The sequence below is a fragment of the Vagococcus allomyrinae genome (genome assembly GCF_017829975.1).
Classification (GTDB): Bacteria; Bacillota; Bacilli; order Lactobacillales; family Vagococcaceae; genus Vagococcus_D; species Vagococcus_D allomyrinae.
Genome location: NZ_JAEEGA010000010.1, coordinates 187,788 through 206,080, shown reverse-complemented (window position 1 = coordinate 206,080; position 18,293 = coordinate 187,788). Strand labels below are relative to the sequence as shown.

15 protein-coding genes and 1 pseudogene are annotated in these 18,293 nt (G+C 41.0%); 6 read left to right on the top strand and 10 right to left on the bottom strand.

Features of this window, described 5'->3' with window-relative positions:
- Window positions 1-117: 117 nt before the first annotated feature.
- From I6N95_RS15945 to I6N95_RS15900, 10 genes are all read right to left on the bottom strand, one after another.
- Window positions 118-954, bottom strand: a complete 837-nt coding sequence (locus tag I6N95_RS15945) for a carbohydrate ABC transporter permease (protein ID WP_209529763.1) — start codon at window positions 952-954, stop codon at window positions 118-120.
- A 1-nt stretch (window position 955) separates the two neighbouring features.
- Window positions 956-1,825: a carbohydrate ABC transporter permease gene (locus I6N95_RS15940; protein ID WP_209529761.1), complete on the bottom strand. Its 870-nt coding sequence runs from the start codon at window positions 1,823-1,825 to the stop codon at window positions 956-958.
- Between the two features lie 84 nt (window positions 1,826-1,909).
- Window positions 1,910-3,148 carry an ABC transporter substrate-binding protein gene (locus I6N95_RS15935; RefSeq protein ID WP_209529759.1) on the bottom strand — a complete coding sequence of 413 codons (1,239 nt, stop codon included), beginning with the start codon at window positions 3,146-3,148 and terminating at the stop codon, window positions 1,910-1,912.
- Between the two features lie 20 nt (window positions 3,149-3,168).
- Window positions 3,169-5,598 (bottom strand): glycoside hydrolase family 38 N-terminal domain-containing protein, encoded by a 2,430-nt coding sequence (locus tag I6N95_RS15930; RefSeq protein WP_209529757.1) that lies wholly within the window; start codon window positions 5,596-5,598, stop codon window positions 3,169-3,171.
- A 205-nt stretch (window positions 5,599-5,803) separates the two neighbouring features.
- Window positions 5,804-6,532 (bottom strand): GntR family transcriptional regulator, encoded by a 729-nt coding sequence (locus I6N95_RS15925; protein ID WP_245249567.1) that lies wholly within the window; start codon window positions 6,530-6,532, stop codon window positions 5,804-5,806.
- A gap of 168 nt (window positions 6,533-6,700) precedes the next feature.
- Window positions 6,701-7,777, bottom strand: coding sequence for a mannonate dehydratase (uxuA, locus tag I6N95_RS15920; protein WP_209529753.1), 1,077 nt, complete (start codon window positions 7,775-7,777; stop codon window positions 6,701-6,703).
- 80 nt (window positions 7,778-7,857) lie between these two features.
- A complete protein-coding gene (locus I6N95_RS15915) occupies window positions 7,858-9,822 on the bottom strand; it encodes a glycoside hydrolase family 127 protein (RefSeq protein ID WP_209529751.1) in 1,965 nt (654 codons plus the stop codon).
- Between the two features lie 66 nt (window positions 9,823-9,888).
- Window positions 9,889-10,710 carry a carbohydrate ABC transporter permease gene (locus I6N95_RS15910; RefSeq protein ID WP_209529749.1) on the bottom strand — a complete coding sequence of 274 codons (822 nt, stop codon included), beginning with the start codon at window positions 10,708-10,710 and terminating at the stop codon, window positions 9,889-9,891.
- A gap of 15 nt (window positions 10,711-10,725) precedes the next feature.
- Entirely contained in the window at window positions 10,726-11,622 is an 897-nt protein-coding gene (locus I6N95_RS15905) for a carbohydrate ABC transporter permease (protein WP_245249565.1), read from the bottom strand.
- Between the two features lie 73 nt (window positions 11,623-11,695).
- The gene (locus I6N95_RS15900) at window positions 11,696-12,958 is read right to left on the bottom strand and encodes an ABC transporter substrate-binding protein (RefSeq protein WP_209529747.1); all 1,263 of its coding nucleotides are present in this window, start codon (window positions 12,956-12,958) and stop codon (window positions 11,696-11,698) included.
- Window positions 12,959-13,271: 313 nt separating this feature from the next.
- Here I6N95_RS15900 and I6N95_RS15895 point away from each other — a divergent pair, with 313 nt between their 5' ends.
- The 6 genes and pseudogenes from I6N95_RS15895 (at window position 13,272) to I6N95_RS15875 (ending at window position 18,285) form a co-directional block, all read left to right on the top strand.
- The gene (locus tag I6N95_RS15895; RefSeq protein ID WP_209529745.1) at window positions 13,272-14,153 is read left to right on the top strand and encodes a helix-turn-helix transcriptional regulator; all 882 of its coding nucleotides are present in this window, start codon (window positions 13,272-13,274) and stop codon (window positions 14,151-14,153) included.
- A gap of 378 nt (window positions 14,154-14,531) precedes the next feature.
- Window positions 14,532-15,725, top strand: a pseudogene (locus I6N95_RS27735) (BglG family transcription antiterminator); the annotation flags it as partial.
- 684 nt (window positions 15,726-16,409) lie between these two features.
- Window positions 16,410-16,742: a PRD domain-containing protein gene (locus I6N95_RS27730; RefSeq protein WP_347340567.1), complete on the top strand. Its 333-nt coding sequence runs from the start codon at window positions 16,410-16,412 to the stop codon at window positions 16,740-16,742.
- A gap of 16 nt (window positions 16,743-16,758) precedes the next feature.
- Complete coding sequence (locus I6N95_RS15885) at window positions 16,759-17,115, top strand: glycine-rich SFCGS family protein (protein ID WP_209529741.1); 357 nt, start codon at window positions 16,759-16,761, stop codon at window positions 17,113-17,115.
- A 19-nt stretch (window positions 17,116-17,134) separates the two neighbouring features.
- Window positions 17,135-17,506 carry a DUF4312 family protein gene (locus tag I6N95_RS15880; protein ID WP_209529739.1) on the top strand — a complete coding sequence of 124 codons (372 nt, stop codon included), beginning with the start codon at window positions 17,135-17,137 and terminating at the stop codon, window positions 17,504-17,506.
- On the top strand, window positions 17,503-18,285 hold the full coding sequence (locus I6N95_RS15875) for a DUF4311 domain-containing protein (RefSeq protein ID WP_209529737.1): 783 nt from the start codon (window positions 17,503-17,505) through the stop codon (window positions 18,283-18,285). The genes I6N95_RS15880 and I6N95_RS15875 overlap by 4 nt, the downstream gene beginning before the upstream one ends.
- Window positions 18,286-18,293: the final 8 nt, after the last annotated feature.

Below are 18,293 nucleotides of genomic sequence, written 5' to 3'. Positions count from 1 at the left end.
TACTTTTAGCCAAGAAATTGGCTAAGCTAATGACAAATTCCCACTATAAAACACCCCTAAAGTCAGCTGTAAACGACTAACTCTAGAGATGTATTCGGCCTTAAACCCCACCACTCACTACTTCCCGCCTAAAACAAAGCCCTCTTCAAAATTTTTATTTAGCAAAACATAAATTAAAATTGTGGGAATCGAAGCAATAATACAAGATACCAAAAGGGCTGGTGTGTTGGTAGTATTGCCACCAGCCCCTGCTAGATTGGACAGTGAAGGCATAATGGGTCTAACATATTCAGACTTACTAAAGGTTAGGCCAAAAAGCAAATCATTCCAGATAAAAGAGAATTGGAATAAAAACAAAGCCGATATCGGTGCTTTCGCCATCGGTAACATGATCTTGCGAAAAATGTCAAAGTCTGTGCCCCCATCCATGCGAGCCGCTTCCAACAGTTCATTTTCAACCGACCCAAAAAAGTTGCGCAAAACAAACGTACAAAAAGGAATTGAGATGGCCATGTAAAACAAAATCATGCCAATCTTGGTATCGTATAAGCCAATTTTTAAATAAGCTCGATAAACCGGCACTAAATACATTTGAAAAGGGAAGATCGTACCGCTATAAATCAGTAAAAACCAGTAAAACTTCCCTTTGATCGGTAACTTGGTCACCCCATAGGCCGCCAACGACGACAACAAAATAGCCAAGGAAGCTCCGACAACCCCATAAATAATGCTATTGAGCATGGCGGAATTAATAGCGATCCGCGATAGGATAAACGTCATCGTCTCACCTAAGGAGATCGCTTTAGGTAGGTCCCAGAAATTCCCCAGATTGTATTCAGTGCCAGACTTAACACTATTAAACAACACAAAAAGAAAAGGAAAAATCCAGACAAAGGCGATCAAACTGATAATCAAATTTAACAACTTGGAATTGCTCTTACGAATCCGATTCATCTTAATGTCCCTCGCCTTCATTAAACGTTTTCTTTAAATAGAACCATGAAATAAACAGGACAATCACCGAAAGTACCGTCGCAACGGCTGAACCATAGCCGTATTTGCCATTAATGAAGGTCTCTTTATACATGGTCACCGCCAATGTTTCCGACGTTCTATAAGGCCCTCCTCCAGACATCATCCAGATAATGTCAAAGGTTTTAAAGCTGTTGACCAACGCCATCAACAAGACAATCACCGTGGTTGGTTTTAGTAACGGCAAAATGACATGGCGATAAAGAGATAACCCACTAGCGCCATCTAATTGAGCCGCTTCAATCGGTTCTGGCGGGATGTTGCTCAATCCCACCACAAACAAAATCAGGTTTGTGCCAATCCCTTGCCAGACGCTCGAGCCAATCATGACAAACGTATTAACATAAGGAATTCCCAGCCAATACGTGTCCAAACTTTCAAAACCCATTAAACCAAATAACTTGGGCAAGCCATAGTTAGACAGTAACGTCGTCAAAATTAACGCACCAATTGTCGGCGAAACTGCATTTGGCAAATAAAAGATGTTTTTGTAGGTACTATGAAAATTGGTTCTGGAAATAATAATCGCCAAAGCCAGTGGGATTAACACCGGAATAATCAAAGCAGCCAACACCCAGATTAAGGTATTAATCGCTGATTGTAGAAAATAAGCATCTTGGATTAAGGCCAGATAGTTAGTCAAGCCAGTAAAATTCATCTTACTTAAACCATCCCAGTCGGTAAAACCAGCATAAAGCGTAAAGACCGTGGATGTAATAAAGAAAAGAAAAACCAAGAGAGCCGCCGGAAGCACATAGAGATACGGAATAATTCGTTCCTTTTTCGTTTTCATCATAGAACCCCTTTTCTAAAAATGAGGCAGGGAATCCAACCCTTGCCTCACCTTTTATTCAATTACCGCTGCCTAACAAACTATTTATTTGACCGCTTCCCACTGCTTTTGAATCTCCTCTAAGCTTTTATCCACCTGTTCTTTCGTCGGTTTATCGGCAATCTTCCAATACTCATCAATCGACAGATTCACGATTTCCGGTGTGAATTGCTCATAATAACGTAGCTTCAAATTAAAGTTCTCTGAATCGCCAGCATCCTCACTCAAACGCTTACTGATCGCATCAGCAAACTTAACATTGGTGGTCGCAGCCGATCCTGAGATATCGGCATACGCTTGTTGGGCCTCTTGATCATAATAGGCAGTTAACACCTTGATGGCCTCTTCCTTCTTTTGACCATTTTTAGCCACTAAAATAGGGGCCACTTCATAAAAGATCGTCCGCTTTTGGTCAGCTTTTTGACTAGGTAACACGAAGATATCGATGTTCTCACCTGAAACTAGCCCATAGTCTTCCGTAAAACCAGCTACCATATTCGTCGCATTTAAAATCATCGCCACCTGCCCCGTCGCAAAATCTTTCGCCTGATCTTGTTGCTGGGCTGTAAAGTAACCTTTTTCCAACATATCCGCCCAGAGATAAAACACTTTTTTCAGACGCGGATCGTCAAAACCGACTTTGCCAGCTGTCCACTCGTCATATAACGTCGGATCCATACTGCCAACTAACGCCATTGGCCAAACAAAAGATTGCCACGTATTGCCCAAACCAATCGGCGTAATGCCTTTTTTCTTTAAGGCCTCGCAAATCGCCAGAAAATCATCCAGTGTTTTGGGTTCTTCCAAGTTGTTCTCAGTAAATATTTCTTTATTGTAGAAGACTCCATTATAGAGAATATTTAGAGGACTGCCATAAACTTTCCCATCGACCGACAAGCCCTCTTTAATCTCATCACTGACCCCAGCCTTAACAAATTCTGGCCAAACATCTGTCAAATCCTCCACTAAATCATTGGCCACTAATTCGTTTAACTGACTTCCCGTCCACCAAGTAAATAAATCTGGCGCCTTTTTAGAGGACAAAGATTGTTGAATATTGGTCTGATAAGCCGAAAAATCAATGGTATCCACATTTTTTAACGTTAACCCTGTTTGATCCTTAATAATTGGGATCACATTTTTCATGGTCTTCTTTTCGCCTTTGTCGGAATGAAGTTCAACCACTTTGTCGTCGCTGCCTTTCCCTTCCTTAGAACTATTGCCACAGGCACTAACAGTCAACAAACTAGCCAGTAGCAGTACACCTATGATACTCTTTTTCATACTTTTTCTCCCCTTCACTACTATATTGGTATTGCCATAATGCCTTGATTGATTCCCTGACAAAAAGCAGCTAACTCCGCCACTGTCTTCTCCGCTGGAGCCAGAGCCAAATTGTACTCAAATTCATAAAACCCAGAAAGGTCAACTTTAAAATTCGTTTCCCAGTAATTGTTCATCACCCAAGAATAAAGAGCTTGCTGATTTTTTTGATGAGTTGCCGGGCTACAAAGTTCAATCAAATGATGGTCTAGCTCTCCCACTGTCACCAAAGGCGTATCTTTAAGGGCAACGACTAAGGAAGGCTCCTCTTCTTTAGTCAAACAGAACCCATTTTGCAATAAATAAAAATCTGTGTTAGTGCCTGGCAGCTGATCAATCCCTGGTCTAAAAAGCGTTCCCGTTTTTTCCATAAAGGTAGTCGTGCCAGTTCCTAAGCTAAAAGGCAATGAAACGTAGAGATTTTCTGGCGCCCATTCATTTTGCTTTTGCAGACGAACAACAGCCGTAATAACTGGCAGCTCTTTGTATACCTTCAAGCGAAGATAATAAAACTGTGTGCCGGCTAACTGATAGTTTAATTGAATCGTTGTATAGACCGCCCCGTCATTGATTAACTGAACCTCTTCAAGAACAGCTATCTGTCGCTCCACCACGCGCCCTTTGCGATTGCGCCCCATCCGTCGCCGTTCATCACATGGATCCGTCGTGATCGGTGTTTTTTCATAAATCCCGATAAATGGTCGCTGACTGTCCTGTCTCACCAATTCCTGCTGAGTTTGCCGGTTTTTGATACTGGCGATCCCTTGATGATCAAAGGTCAGCTGGAAAAACTGATTAACGATCTCATAACTTGAGTTTGTCAGAATTTTCCCCGGGTAGGTCGCAATATCCTCCACCCCATCAGAACCGATATAAGCCTCATTTCTAAAAATCGCAGGCTCATATTGTTTTTTAACCACCTGTACCTTGCAGCTTTCTTCTGCGTCCAAACTAATTACAAAAGCAATCTCAATCGCTCGCGCAGTTTTCTCCACTTGGCAAGCCAAAATTGCACCTGATCGGCAGTCGATCACTTCAAAATAATCAGTTAAATCACCGGTAATGCGTTGATTGTCAATGGTTTCCCAATCTTCGATCAACACTTTAACATGATCTTTCACGGGACGATCGTGGGGATTGATCACTTTAAAATACTTCTCACGATTCGGTCGAATGGACACTTCACCTAACTCACTCAAAAGTTCATCTAAATGACTTGAAATTTGACGATTGGCATTAGTCGCATAAGCGGCCTTCCGAAAATCTAAATCATTGACCAAGGTATTCCACGGCTCTGACACCGAGGAAGAATAGCCCCAAGTGTGTTCCGCATACATCATCAGATTATCTTCCGCCAATTGAAATTGGTCTGGCTGGCCAGTGCCATTTGAACCAAGTTTTAATGACAGCTGATACTTCCGCTGAGCATCCCGATAAATTTTGGTGGCGGCTGGTGTTGACCCGACACCATCAGCCCACCAATCAGGCCAATCCCCAGAATAAACCGGAATCTCCTGTGGTTGCTGACGAAGGATCTCAAAAAAGTGGTTTAAGCCTACCATTTCAATCTCAACGTCTTGACCAAATTGTTGATTCCAACGTCTAAGAAGCGGGATAATCTCCCCATTAGGAGCCGCATTATCTGAAATAAAGCCAGAGATCATCGTCGGCACAAAATCATAAGGATAGTCTTCCTTTTCCAAATTAGCCAAATAGCGAAAAATTCGTTTTTCAGCTACCACTAACTGATCCGTTGTCAGATCCCCAACAAACTCATCTTTAATTTGATAAGAAGTCTGTCCATTAGGAGCCAAATAAAATTCATTGCCTAGATGATAATGATCAGAATTCCAAACTAATAATTGCTCCCCATTAGGTGTCTCCCACCAAAAAGGCCGTTGTTTTTTAAACAGTGGATGCATGCCATGATGAGCGTGCAAACAAGAAAATAAATTCTTGACGCCTTGATCGACTAATGATTGGCTATATCCCCAAGCAAAACCATTAATATCTGCCGTCATCGCTGACGTTAAGGGACGCTTGATGCCATCAGCAAAAACTTTGCCACGAGCTAACATCCGCTCCAAAATATCTTTGTCCACTAGCTCCGTCATGTTCAAATAATTCAGGCCCACATCAAGATATCCTTCTTCCACATACTGTTCAAAGGTTTGCCGTTCTTCAGGTGAGGCGTGTTTATAAAAGTTTTCCACTTGCCAATAGTTTTCACAGGTCCAACAAAACCCATCCCACTCTTTTTTACCGGCTTTAATGTCATCCACAATGGCGATGGCCTGTCTAATAAAATCCACGTGATAGCGCTCAATCTTCTCCTGCCGATCGGTATACCCAATATCCGTATGAGAATGATGAATCAGATAAATCTTCCACTTTTTCGATAATTGTTTCACTGCTCTCCCTCTTTCCTCTGCCAAGTCTCATTTTCAACATTGCAAATAAAGCGGTTCCATTTTAACTAAAAAAAGAAACCTATGTATCTAACCCTTTAAAGTCTCTTTGTCATGACTTTATAATGATTATAACACAATAAATTTCTTTGTATTGTCTATTTTAATCCCTTGATATCCCTGTTATCACCAGCTTATGTCCTAATTTTCAGCCAGAAAAATCCAAGTAATAGCGATACTTACTTCCTATGTAATAACATTCACTGTATTCGTAAAAATCAGATGATTGATCTTGAGTAAAACGCACCCGTTTTAATACCGCCTCATCAGCCTTAATCTTTAACGCTTTTTGGATCTCCAAATTAGGTTTAACCGCTTCGACGTATTCGCGCTCCTCACTGATGGCAACCCCGTGTTCTTTGAGGTACTCATAAAACGACTCTTTGTACTTGCGATAGTCCAAAGAATACTCCTTATTAAACGTAAAATACGTGATGAAATAAGCAAAGGTTGAATCCTCGTCACCTCTAGTTCGCTTTAACACCAAGATTTTTTCACCAACTTGAACGTTCATAAACTTAGCCAAACGTTTGTCAGCGTGACTGATGTCAATCGTTGCCATCACCGTTCGGGCCATCTTCCCCCGCTCCTGCAGTTCTTTCGTAAAGCTTTTGATCACCGTCGAATGGTCATTACTCTCCACCGTCATTTGCTGGACAAAGGTCCCTTTTGATCGTTCACGATACAACAAATTCTCCCTGACCAACTCTTCAATCGCTTTGCGGATGGTAATTCGACTGACGTGATAAATCTCGCAAAGCTCAAATTCAGTCGGAATTCGGTCCCCTTCCTGCCACTTTTCAGTTTGAATGTTAGCCCGCAGCTCGTTGGCTATTTGAGCGTATAAAGGCAAATCACTATTCGTTCGTATTGACATCACATTCATCTCCTTTGTTATAACATCATATCATTTGATTATTATAGCATAGGAGCTATTATTGTTCTATGGCAAATTGCCCAGCTTTCGCCTTGATTATTGGCAACATTTGATGATAAATAATTAACGAGCAGCACCCCTTGATTAAGGAGAGCTGCTCGTTAAGACTCACTGATTTAATTGCTGCGCCATATCCCAGCTTCCCAATAAATACATCGCGCCCATTCCACGATCGTATAAGCCATAGCCTGGACGACAAGTGGCTTTATCTTCCCCAAAAACATGACGGCCATGGTCTGGGCGGAGATAACCTTGATAGTCAATCTGACTCAAAGCATTCATGACACCAGTAATATCCACTGTGCCATCTGCTGTCCGATGAGAGACTTCACTAAAGTCACCATTAGAAGCCACTCGCACATTGCGAACATGCATAAAATGAATCCGCTCTTGATATCGTTTAATCATCGGCACCAGCTCATTACGCAGATCAGCACCTAAGGAACCGGTACAGAAGGTTAAACCATTATACGGGCTAGGGTTAATCGCCAACAATTTGTCGATATTAGCCTGATTATTAACCAATCGCGGCAGACCAAAAATCGAAAATGGCGGATCATCTGGATGAATGGCCATCTTAATGTCGAAGGCTTCACAAGTTGGGATAATCGCATCAATAAAGTAGCGAAAATTTTCTCTTAACCGTTCTTCAGTCATTCCATCGTAAGCTTGAAATAAGGCCTTAATCCCCTTCAGTCGCTCTGGTTCCCAACCTGGTAAGGTTAGACCTTGGCTTTCTTCCGCAACCATCTCAACTAATTCTTGAGGATTGATCGCCATAATTTTCCCTTTTCCAAAAAACAAAGCCGTCGAGCCATCTTCTAAAGGATGAAACATCTCTGTCCGCGTCCAATCAAAAATCGGCATAAAATTATAGCAAACCACTTTGACCCCATTTTTCCCAAGATTTTTAAGACTTTCTTGATAAACTTTGATATACCGATCCCGAGTTGGTAACCCTAACTTAATATCTTCATGAATATTAAGACTTTCAACAATTGTCGCCTTTAATCCTTGGGATTCGATATAAGCCATTTCAGCTTTAATTTCCGCCTCTGTCCAGACCTCCCCAGCCTCTTTGTCGTGTAATGCCCAAACCACTTCCTCCATTCCAGGAATTTGCCGGACATAAGCTAGCGGAATAGGATCGTTCCCTTCACCGTACCATCTAAATGACATCTTCATTCGCTTGATCCCTCTTTTCATCATTGGTTTAACTAATCAACACACTAAACTCACTAATGTCTAAATTAATTCTAAATGATTTAGCCTTTTATAGCAACGTGTTGCCAGACAGACATCTGGCCTTCCGCTCGATTCGCCCAAGCATAGTAAGGGATTAAGTTAAGCGTAACCTTTTCAGTCATCGGCGCCTGGTACTCCGTATATAAAGCCTCAGAATGATCAACTAAAAGTGCAGCCTCTGCTTCAATGACCGTCACACCACCCAAGAGGTCAGGGCGGTGGACACTTTTTTGCTCTCCCTCGAGCAGCAAGCGATACTTCCATAAAGAATCAGGGTTATCCACTTGTTCTGTACAATAGACCAGTGGCCCACGCTGAACCGCCACTTTGCCAATATCATATCTGACTGAATGATTTGCCTGAATTAATTTAACCGATAAATCAAACTCAATCACGAGTTGCGTCTCTTTCTCCCCAAGCAACAACATCAGATAACCATTTTCCACCGACCCAACAACGTCTTTGCCATTAACGGTCAGTTTGTATCCCTTATTTGTCCAATCAGGAATCCGAATACCTAGCTTTACCGGTTTTTCTAGAGGATTTACCACAGTCACCTGAATAGCCTGACCCCACGGAAAATGATTGACTTGCTCAATCGCCACGCCATTGGAAAACTCAGCCTTATTGGCAATAAATTGATCAATTAGAATAGTATCCTTAGTCACTTCATAAATATACGACTCCACCGAGGTAATTAGTCGCGCCAAATTACTGGGACAACAAGCGCAACCAAACCATTCTGCTCTGCGCGATAAGGCGTGCTTTCGAGAAGGGTTCTTTTTGGTTATTTCCGGGTCGACTTCCAACGGATTTACATAAAAGAAATGCTTTCCGTCCAAGGACATCCCACTAAGAGCACCGTTAAACAATTCCTTTTCAATGACATCCCCATAACGGCTATCAACACGATTCCCCAACATTTGCTTGGCAAAAAAGACCATGCCCACAGAGGCACACGTTTCAGCGTAAACCGTATCATTCGGCAAATCATAATCGGTCGTAAAGGCTTCACCCAGATTCGTTGAACCAACCCCACCGGTAATATACATCCGTTTCGTAACAATCGTCGTCCAAAACCGATCACAGGCAGACAAGAGCTCCCGATCCTCCGTTAACCTCGCCACATGAGCCATGCCAGCACATAAGTAGACAACCCGCACCGCATGCCCCTCTAGCACCTCCTGATTAACAGGTAAACCATCAGCTTGATAGTAACTTGGAGGGAAATCACCCATGCCAGCTATAATGTCATTTTGAAGACCATCAGCCAAATTTTGCTTGGCATAAAAATCAGGATCGGCCCCTCGACGATTAATAAAATACCTCACTAAATCCAGATACTTCTGTTCATTCGTTAACTCGTATAATTTAGCCAGAGCGATTTCTATTTCAGGGTGACCATCAGCACCATCAATTTTCCCCGCTTCCAGACCAAAGTTCTCGTCAATGCAATCAGCCATCCTCGTGGCGATCGTTAAAGCTTTGCTATTTCCAGTCGCTTGATAATAGGCAATTCCCGCTTCAATATAATGGCCCATCGTGTAATGCTCATGAGACTGTTGCAGCCGTTTAAATTTCCGTTCCGGACATTCGATTTGAAAATAGGTTACCAAATAACCATCATCCTCTTGAACGCCAGCAATTAAATCGATTAGACGATCTGTTATTTTTCTTAAATTATCATCTGGATGATAAGCGAAACTATAGGCAGCCGCTTCTAACCACTTATAAGCATCACTGTCTTGAAAGGGATAACCGGAGAATCGCCCTTCCTCTAAGCCCTGAGCGATTCTCAAATTAGCCACGACATGACTGTTTTTGGACGTGATCGGTTTGCCACCAGGTTCTCCTTCAATCACAATTTCCGCCTGATCATTCATAACGGACCACTGATAAGGTAAGACCGATTGAACAATTAAGTCACGATAACCTTGCCAAAACTCTGAGGTTACCTCCACAGAGCTTAATGTCATTTTTTCCATATCTATTACTGCCTCCCATTTAATTATTAACTGATAACGCCTTTTCCCTTCCCTCTCGCCCTTGCACTACAGCTTGCCACCAGTCGTCGCAACCCCTTCAACAAAATGCTTTTGAAACACAATAAAGATGATAATCATCGGCCAAATCGCCAGTAAAGAGCCGGCCATCAGCTGCGGATAATGAGTCGTGTACTGACCTTGTAAGCTTGCTAAGCCCGCAGAGAGAGTCATTTTATCGATGGACGTATTGACAATTAAAGGCCACATTAAGTCTTTAAAGGTCCAAAGGGACACAAAGATACTCAAGGCGATCAGTCCGGACTTAGCTAAAGGCAACATAATCTTAAAAAAGATCTGCCAGACCGAGGCCCCATCTAAAATCGCCGCTTCTTCTAATTCATTCGGCAAACTCATAAAAAACTGACGCAATAAAAAAGTCCCAAAAGCGTTGACAATACCGGGCATAATTAACCCAGGGATCGAATTTAAAATGCCTAATTTTTGCGCTAACAAGTACTGTGGTGTAATAAAAATTTGACTAGGAATCATCATTTGAACTAGGATCATGCCGAAAAAAAGATTTTTCCCCGGAAAGTTTAACCTGGCACAGGCATAAGCCGCCATCGCACTAAAAAGAACAGAGGTTACCACTCGACCAATAACCATCCAAAATGTATTAAAATAAAAAGTTGCGAAGGGAAATTTTTGACTTATCGCACTAAAATTTTGCCACTGAAATTGACTTGGAAAAATCGTAGGAGGAATTCGTGTTGACTCGCTCAATGTCTTACCTGATGTTAAAATCATCCAAATAAAAGGCGTCACCATCAAGAGACCTCCCATGATTAAGACGATGTGCACGACCGTCTTACTGTTAATTTTCTTCATACATCTATTCCCTCCTTAGTAATGAACCCATTTTTTCTGAAGCTTCAATTGAATCGCCGTAATAATCAAAATAATCACTAAAAGCAACACAACAATCGTAGACCCATAACCTTTATCATTTAAGAGATAAGAGTGCTTGTAAAATAAATAAGCCAGTGACTGAGTCTGATACATGGCAGAACTCGTCGGTAAGAACATCATAAAAATAACATCAAATACCTGAAAAGCACCAATGATAGTGGTGACAACCACAAAGAACAAGGTCGGCGTCACCAGGGGTAACGTAATTGAAAAAAACTGTTTAATAGCGCTAGCGCCATCAATTTCCGCTGACTCATAATAATCCTTCGGTATTTCTTGCAGGCCAGCCAATAAAATAATCATATTCGTGCCAATTCCTGCCCAGACACCAACAACCATGATGGTCAAAATCGCATAGTCTGGATTAGACAACCAATCAATTCCCCCAATGCCCATTTTCGATAAAACAAAATTTATCAAACCATAATCAGAATTAAACAACCACTTCCAGATCATCGCCACAGCTGCCGGCGCAGCCACCACGGGTAAAAAGTAAATCGTCCGATACACGGACATACCTTTGACTTTCTGATTTAAAAGAACTGCCACCAACAACGATAAAATGACGACAGCTGGCACGACAATCACCACGTATTTCAAGGTATTGATCAGTGATTGCCAAGCTTCCGGATCGTTAAACAGACGCTGATAATTAGCAAGACCTGTCCACTTCATATTTCCAAAACCAGTCGACTTATTAAAGCTCATATAAATCGAGTCAATCGCTGGTTTAATATTCAAAAAGAATAGCCCTAAGGCGGTGGGAGCTATAAAAAAATAGGCCCAAGGTACCTCATTCTTTTTTATACTTAATGGCTTTTTCTGTTTCAAATGATCACCCTCCTATAAAGAAATTTTACGCCAAATCAATTGCTAGCCACAACGACTAGCAATTGACCGCTCACTACTCGGCCGCTTTTAACAGCTCATTGATTTCTTTATCAATTTTAGGCGTTAACTCCGCCACCGATTTTTTACCGCTAAAGGCCTCTCTAAGCCCTTCACCAATCGCCGTTTCAACCGATTTAGTGGCTTTGGAATAAGGTTTCATCACCCCAAATTCCAACTGATCGACAAATACCTGGGCATTAAAATCTGAGCTTGCTTCCACCCAAGCATCACCAAGGCCTTCAAAAGCCGGAATGGCCGTTCCTGTTTCCGCTTGAATCTTCATGCCTTCTTCTGACCCTAAAAACGTAATAAATTTTTTGGCCGCTTCAGGATGCTTCGTTTGAGCAGAAATCGCATAACCTTTGCCGTTCATTTGAGTGGCTCGTTCCTTGCCTTTAGGAAGAACTGCCACATCACAATTTTTTAAGGTATACTCATTATCTCTAAACTGACTGGTCATCCACGACCCCTGAACTACCATGGCAACCTTCCCTGACTGAAAACTGGTAACAGCGTCATTTTCAGATAGCTGGTCATCAGTCGGTGATACCCCTTCTTTCGTACTGAGATCGACAAACCACTGCAAAGCCTCAACTGTGTTTTTTTGGTTGATGGTCGAGGCATTGCGCTCATCATTTAAAAAGTTGCCACCATTTTGAAAAACAAAAGAATTATAACCATCTTGCCCCGTGTTCGGGGCAGCAAAGCCATAGGTTCCCTTTTCTTGATCTGTCAGCTTTTTAGCTGTTTCAAGTAAAGTCTCCCAGGTCCAGGACTCATCAGGATAGGCCAGACCTTGTGCATCAAAAAGTGTTTTATTGTACCAAAGGCCTAAAGAATCCACATCTTTAGGAACCGTGTATAGCTCATCTTCAAAGGTGTACAGATCAGCAATTTCTGGCCGATAGGCAGACACATCGATGTCGCCATTCTTTACCAGTTCCCCTAAATTCATCAGTTGCCCATTTGCTGCATAATTGTAAAACTCACTAGAAAGCATCGTCACAATATCCGCAGCCGTTCCGCCGGTTGAGGCGGCCTCAAGTTTGGTCCAATACTGACTCCAAGGCGTCACTTCTACATTAACTTTAATCTCAGGATGATCTGCCTCAAAAGCTTCCGCGATCTGCTCCATTCCTTCTTTTTCATAAGTCTCCCAAATTGAAAGTGTTAAAGTGGTACTTTCTGACGATGCTTGATCGCCACTGGAAGAACAAGCTCCAAGTGTTAACAGTAACCCAAATGCGACAATAAACGACATTACGTTTTTCTTCATCATGATTCACTCCTTATTATTTTCAACTTATCAACGACCGTCACTAATCGCAACATGTCATTCCACTCAAACAATTAAGCGCATACATTCACCTTTAATTACTACCTCAAAGTAAAAAAAAACCATTCAATTTGTAACAACGAAACACGTGTTTAACTCATTTAAGCTTATATACTAACCCTAGGACCCTAAGAATATCATCTTTTTTTAAATTAGTAAGTAGCAGAGACCTAATAAATAGTGGCTAATTTTTACTTTATACTTAACTCGTAGTATAATATACTTTAAGAATTATATGAGGAGAGCAGACTCAATGAAAAATAATTATTTATTTTTAGCCATCAATCAAGCATTGACATTCCATTCAGCAGGGAAATTTACCTTTAACAAAAAATGGAAACACTCAGAACGGATAGCCACAAATTACGAGTTTATTTTAGGTATCTCTGGCGTCCTTCACCTTCAAGTTGGCGATGACTTTTTGGAAATAAAAAAAGATGACTTCGTGGTCATCAGCCCTGGAACTTATTATAACGGAGCTCAATTTGAAGAAGGCGATTTGTCTTTCTACTGGTGTCATTTTGAAAGTGATGAACCTGCGAGTATCGAAGCTCATGAAACCATCTCCATTAAAGTTGAAGAAATGTATCAACAGTCTCCTTTTGTGGTGTTACCCATGTTATCCGACACGTTAAACATCAGTCGACTACACATTTCCTTGAATCAACTCTTTAATTTTTGTAATCAAAAAAACGCCAATCAATATCATCTTAACTACTTAATAACCAGCATCCTATTTGAAATTAGTAACAGTCTTCTGCAATCCGAATTCCTAGCCGAAACCTCGAAATCTGAACGAACCTTATCGGTGATTCAACAATGGATTAAAGCCCATTGCCGAGATCACATTAGCCTTGAAGACATCGCAGTGGAATTTAACTACAATAAATCCTATCTCTCCAGAATTTTCTCAAAACAGTTTAATCAAACCGTCACCGAATACATCAATACTGAGCGTCTCTTAAAATCGAAAGAACTCCTTTTAAGCACCTCCCTCAATATTGAAGAAATCAGCAATCTCTGTGGCTTTAAAGACAAAAGCTATTTTTATAAATTATTCAAAAAAACTGAACAAATGACCCCCAGTGAATTTAGAAATACCTATCCCATTACCACTGGCTTGACCAATGAGTAGGAACCCTTTACAGAACCAATAATTCAACGTCAACAAAGAAACCATTCGGATAAGTTTTCTATTTTCCTTATCCTTATGCATTTTTTTTTTTGACACCTGCAATTGCTTCCTCATAAAATCATAATATTATGAGGAAGCACTCGAAAATGAAAACAGGAAAATACAAGCGATAATAGGCTTTCACTTGAAGTATCTTGGAAACTTGCACTAATCAAAATTTAGTGTTGCACTTAAAGAAGTGCAATTTTTTTGTGTTGTGCAAACGAACACTTTGTTATAAAGTATGGGTGTTGAAAGAAACCGTTATCCTAATAATTGGCCAATAATGACACACTCGCTTTTCTCCTATAAAAGCGAGTGAGATAAGGAGATAAGGCGATGACCATTCAACTTAGTAAACGAGAAAACAGCATATTACTCCATCTATTGACGAATAGTGGCGTTGTACAAATTAAGGAATTAGCGGGTCTATTTGATTTAAGCGTCCGAACAATTAAATATGATCTAGATAATATTCGTCTATGGCTAGCAGCCCGTGATTACCAGCTGTTATCCAAACGAGGAAAAGGAATCTGGATTGAGTTAGCTGACTTTCAAAAATTGTCCTTAAAAAATGAAGTGTTACGCTTAGAGAAATTAGAAGATAGCTTTGACCAAGATGTTCGGTTATACAAACTGGTCTTTGAATTATTGAATAATCGGGAGTATATCAGTAGCGATGCGTTAAGTGAAAAGTTGCTTGTAAGTAAAAACACAATAACTAGTGACTTGGAAAAGGTTGAAGATTTTTTGCAGGCAAATGACTTAAGGTTAGTCAAACAACCTCGCAAAGGAATTAAAGTAGAAGGCAACGAAACAAATATTCGCTTAGCCATGGAGCAGGTAATTCAAACGGAATTATCGGAATATGATATATACAACATCATGAATAAGTTAGTCAAGACAAATAATCGGGAGCATCCTTTTAGCGTGTACATTGGTTCTGATCGCGAATTTCAAGAAACCTACCAAGCTACTCTTAACAGTATGACAGAATTAATCAACGGTAGTATGCTTGAACAATTGAATTATAGTGAAATATTATCAATTACCATCCGTACGGCCATTTCAGTAAGCCGGTTAAGGCGCCAGCGGACAATTGGCAGTTACAAATTGCTAAGTGATCAACCAACTCTCTTGCGGCAAAAAGAACTCCCCTTCTTGCTCGTTCAATCGATTTATGAAAAATTTGAGCTGCCAATCTTGAAAGATGAATACCACTATATATATAGCGATGTCTTTGAAGCCGAGCAAAATCAGGATACAGCAGCGATTACAGAAGGAATAATCAGGTATGTCGGACAGCAATTACACTACCCTTTTGCCAAAGACGACACCCTCTTTACTAATTTATTTGCCCATCTATCCTTGAGATTGTATCGCAAGCACCTGTTCGTAAATGAGTACAATCCTTTTGTCGTAGACATTAAAGCCAAATATCCATCTCTTTATACCTCAATCCGCGAAGCCAGTGAACAAATGATTACTGGGGCGGCCTTAATGGTGAACGATTCCTTTGTGGCGTATTTGGCTTTACATTTCCTCGTGACTTTGGAGAAATATCGGCCGAAGGACAGTGTCAAAGTTGTCTATGTCTGTTCCACCGGTTTAGGTGTAACCAGCCTAATTCAGCAAACAATTACTGAGGAGATCAATGATTTGGATATTGTTTCCTTCGCGTCAATCTTAAATTTGGATGAAGTAATTAAAACTTGTTCCCCTGATTTGATTATCACGATTTTCCCAATTGAAGAAAGCAGTATCCCTTGGATTAAAGTTAACCCAATTCCTTCACAAGAGGATCTAAAAAAAATCCAACAAGCTGTTGATGATTTGTTAGCAGTGGGGACATCCACCAACAATCCCGTCAACTTGAAATTACGACAAAAAAGTCAATCGACTTTAACGGCTGAAGAAGAGAGCCGTGAACTGATTGTGAAAGGATTTATCATTTTTGAAGGACTTAAATCCCTCTTAGGTGATCGGATTGAGTCAGACCTTATGACGTCATTTTTATTGCATGTTTTTCTGATGGTTCATCGGATTGTTTATCATGCTCAATACCAGCAAAACAGTGTTGACGCCAAACAAATTATTGAACAAAACAAAATTATTGTTGCAGAAATCGAAAGTCTTTTTGCTATTAATCAACTACCAGTTAATGAATCGGAGATTTTGGCCTTATTACATTATTTAAAAAAGGAAGTGTCGCATAAGATGGGCCTATCACATGATGCCGAGAAAATAATCAATGAAAGTCAGTATCAAGAGAAATTAAAACAACTAATTCAACGGGTGGAACAGCTACTTAACAAAGCCGGTATTCATCCAACTGAAGTTCAATGGACGATTTTAGTTAACCATCTCAATGAAATGATTCGTCGCTCGGAGACTGGTGAATCACTTCCAAAAGTTGATGAAAGGTTGTTTTCGGAAGTATCAGAAGATGCGCTGAATATCGCTAGCGTTGTCGTTGATGAAATCACCAATTTGTCAGTAGATGAGAAATATGTACTGTCTATTCATTTTGAAACAGCAAAATACAACTAAAAAAGGAGTTTTTTAAATGATTAAAGTCGTTATTGCAGATCGATTAGGTAAAGGACAAAATGTCGCCAAAGGAGTAGAAGCAGCCGGAGGAATGGCAGTAGTAGTCCCTGGAATGGGCGCTGATATGCGTTTAGGCGATGTGATGCAACAAGAAGAAGCAGATTTGGGGATCTCATTTTGTGGCAGTGGTGGCGCAGGGTCCCTAACAGCTGCTACAAAATATGGCTATCCGGAACGCCATGGTATGCGCTCAATCGAAGAAGGTGTCACAGCAATTCAAGATGGCAAAACAGTCCTTGGTTTTGGGTTTATGGATCAAGAAGAGCTTGGCAAACGCTTGGTTGAAGCATTCATAAAAAAACAAGCCAAGTAATCAGAGAGGACGAGGGATAATGGAAAATGTCACAACAAAAAAGCAACAAATAATTCGGCTCGAAGGGGTTGGAGAAGAAAAGCAACAAGCCTTCGCTCACGCCCTTAACCAGATTCACGGACGCATTTTAAAACAAAAAAATGATGTCATCGCACGGATAGAACCAATCTCAATTAGTGTAATCAAGGCCGAGCAAGAAACCTATACAGAACGTTTTCTATTCTTCTTGCTGCCTCGGACACGAGTCAGCTATCGTGTGCTTCTTGATGTTGAAGTTGAAATTACGTTAGTAGAGATGGCAAATGTCCTCTTTGTTGAAACAAAAGTGGCCGATCCTCAAGCTGTTCCTCTTCCACACTGGACCAAACGAATTAAGGAGGCAATTAAATGAGTGTTATTATCATACTATTAAAATCACTGGTTATTGGCGGACTAGTTGGGTTTGCTGTTGGCACTGGTGCCGCTAGAATGTTTCACGCACCAAGCACACAGGGCTTAGGTGCCTTTCGAACATTAGGTGAAATGAACGCCTGTGAAGGCGATGCAGCCAGTCACTTCTCATTTGGCCTAGGTTTTTTCTTTAATGCCTGGGCATCAACTGTAGGCGCAGGCGCCTTTACCCAAGATGTGGATCATCGGGTTATTCCTAACTGGGCGGCGGCGGCACTATTAGTAAAAAATAAAAATGTGGCAGAAACTGTTCACAATCCCAAAAAGATGGGAATTGCAGGCGCCTTAATTGGCATGGCTGTCGTCGCTTTCTTGAATACTACCGCTTCAGCAATTCCTGAATCATTACAAGTCACAGCAGTTGCAGTTCTCGTGCCAGCAGCTAATTTATTGATTAATACAGTTATGCCAGTCCTATTTTGGTTAGCCGCAATTGACGCAGGGAAACGTTCTGGTTTATGGACGACAATCTTTGGCGGCTTAGCCACCATGGTAATGGGAAATGCGGTTCCAGGCGTGGTACTTGGTATATTAATCGGTAAAGGCGTTGATGAAATCGGTTGGAACCGAGTGACAAAAAGCATGATGGTTGCTATTATTCTCTTATTTGTCTTTAGTGGCTTCTTCCGTGGTTTCGACTTGCAGATGATTGAAAGTTTCCGCATGAAAATTCCAGGATGGTTACAGGACATCCATAATATCTTCAACATTGGTAACTAAAGAATAGA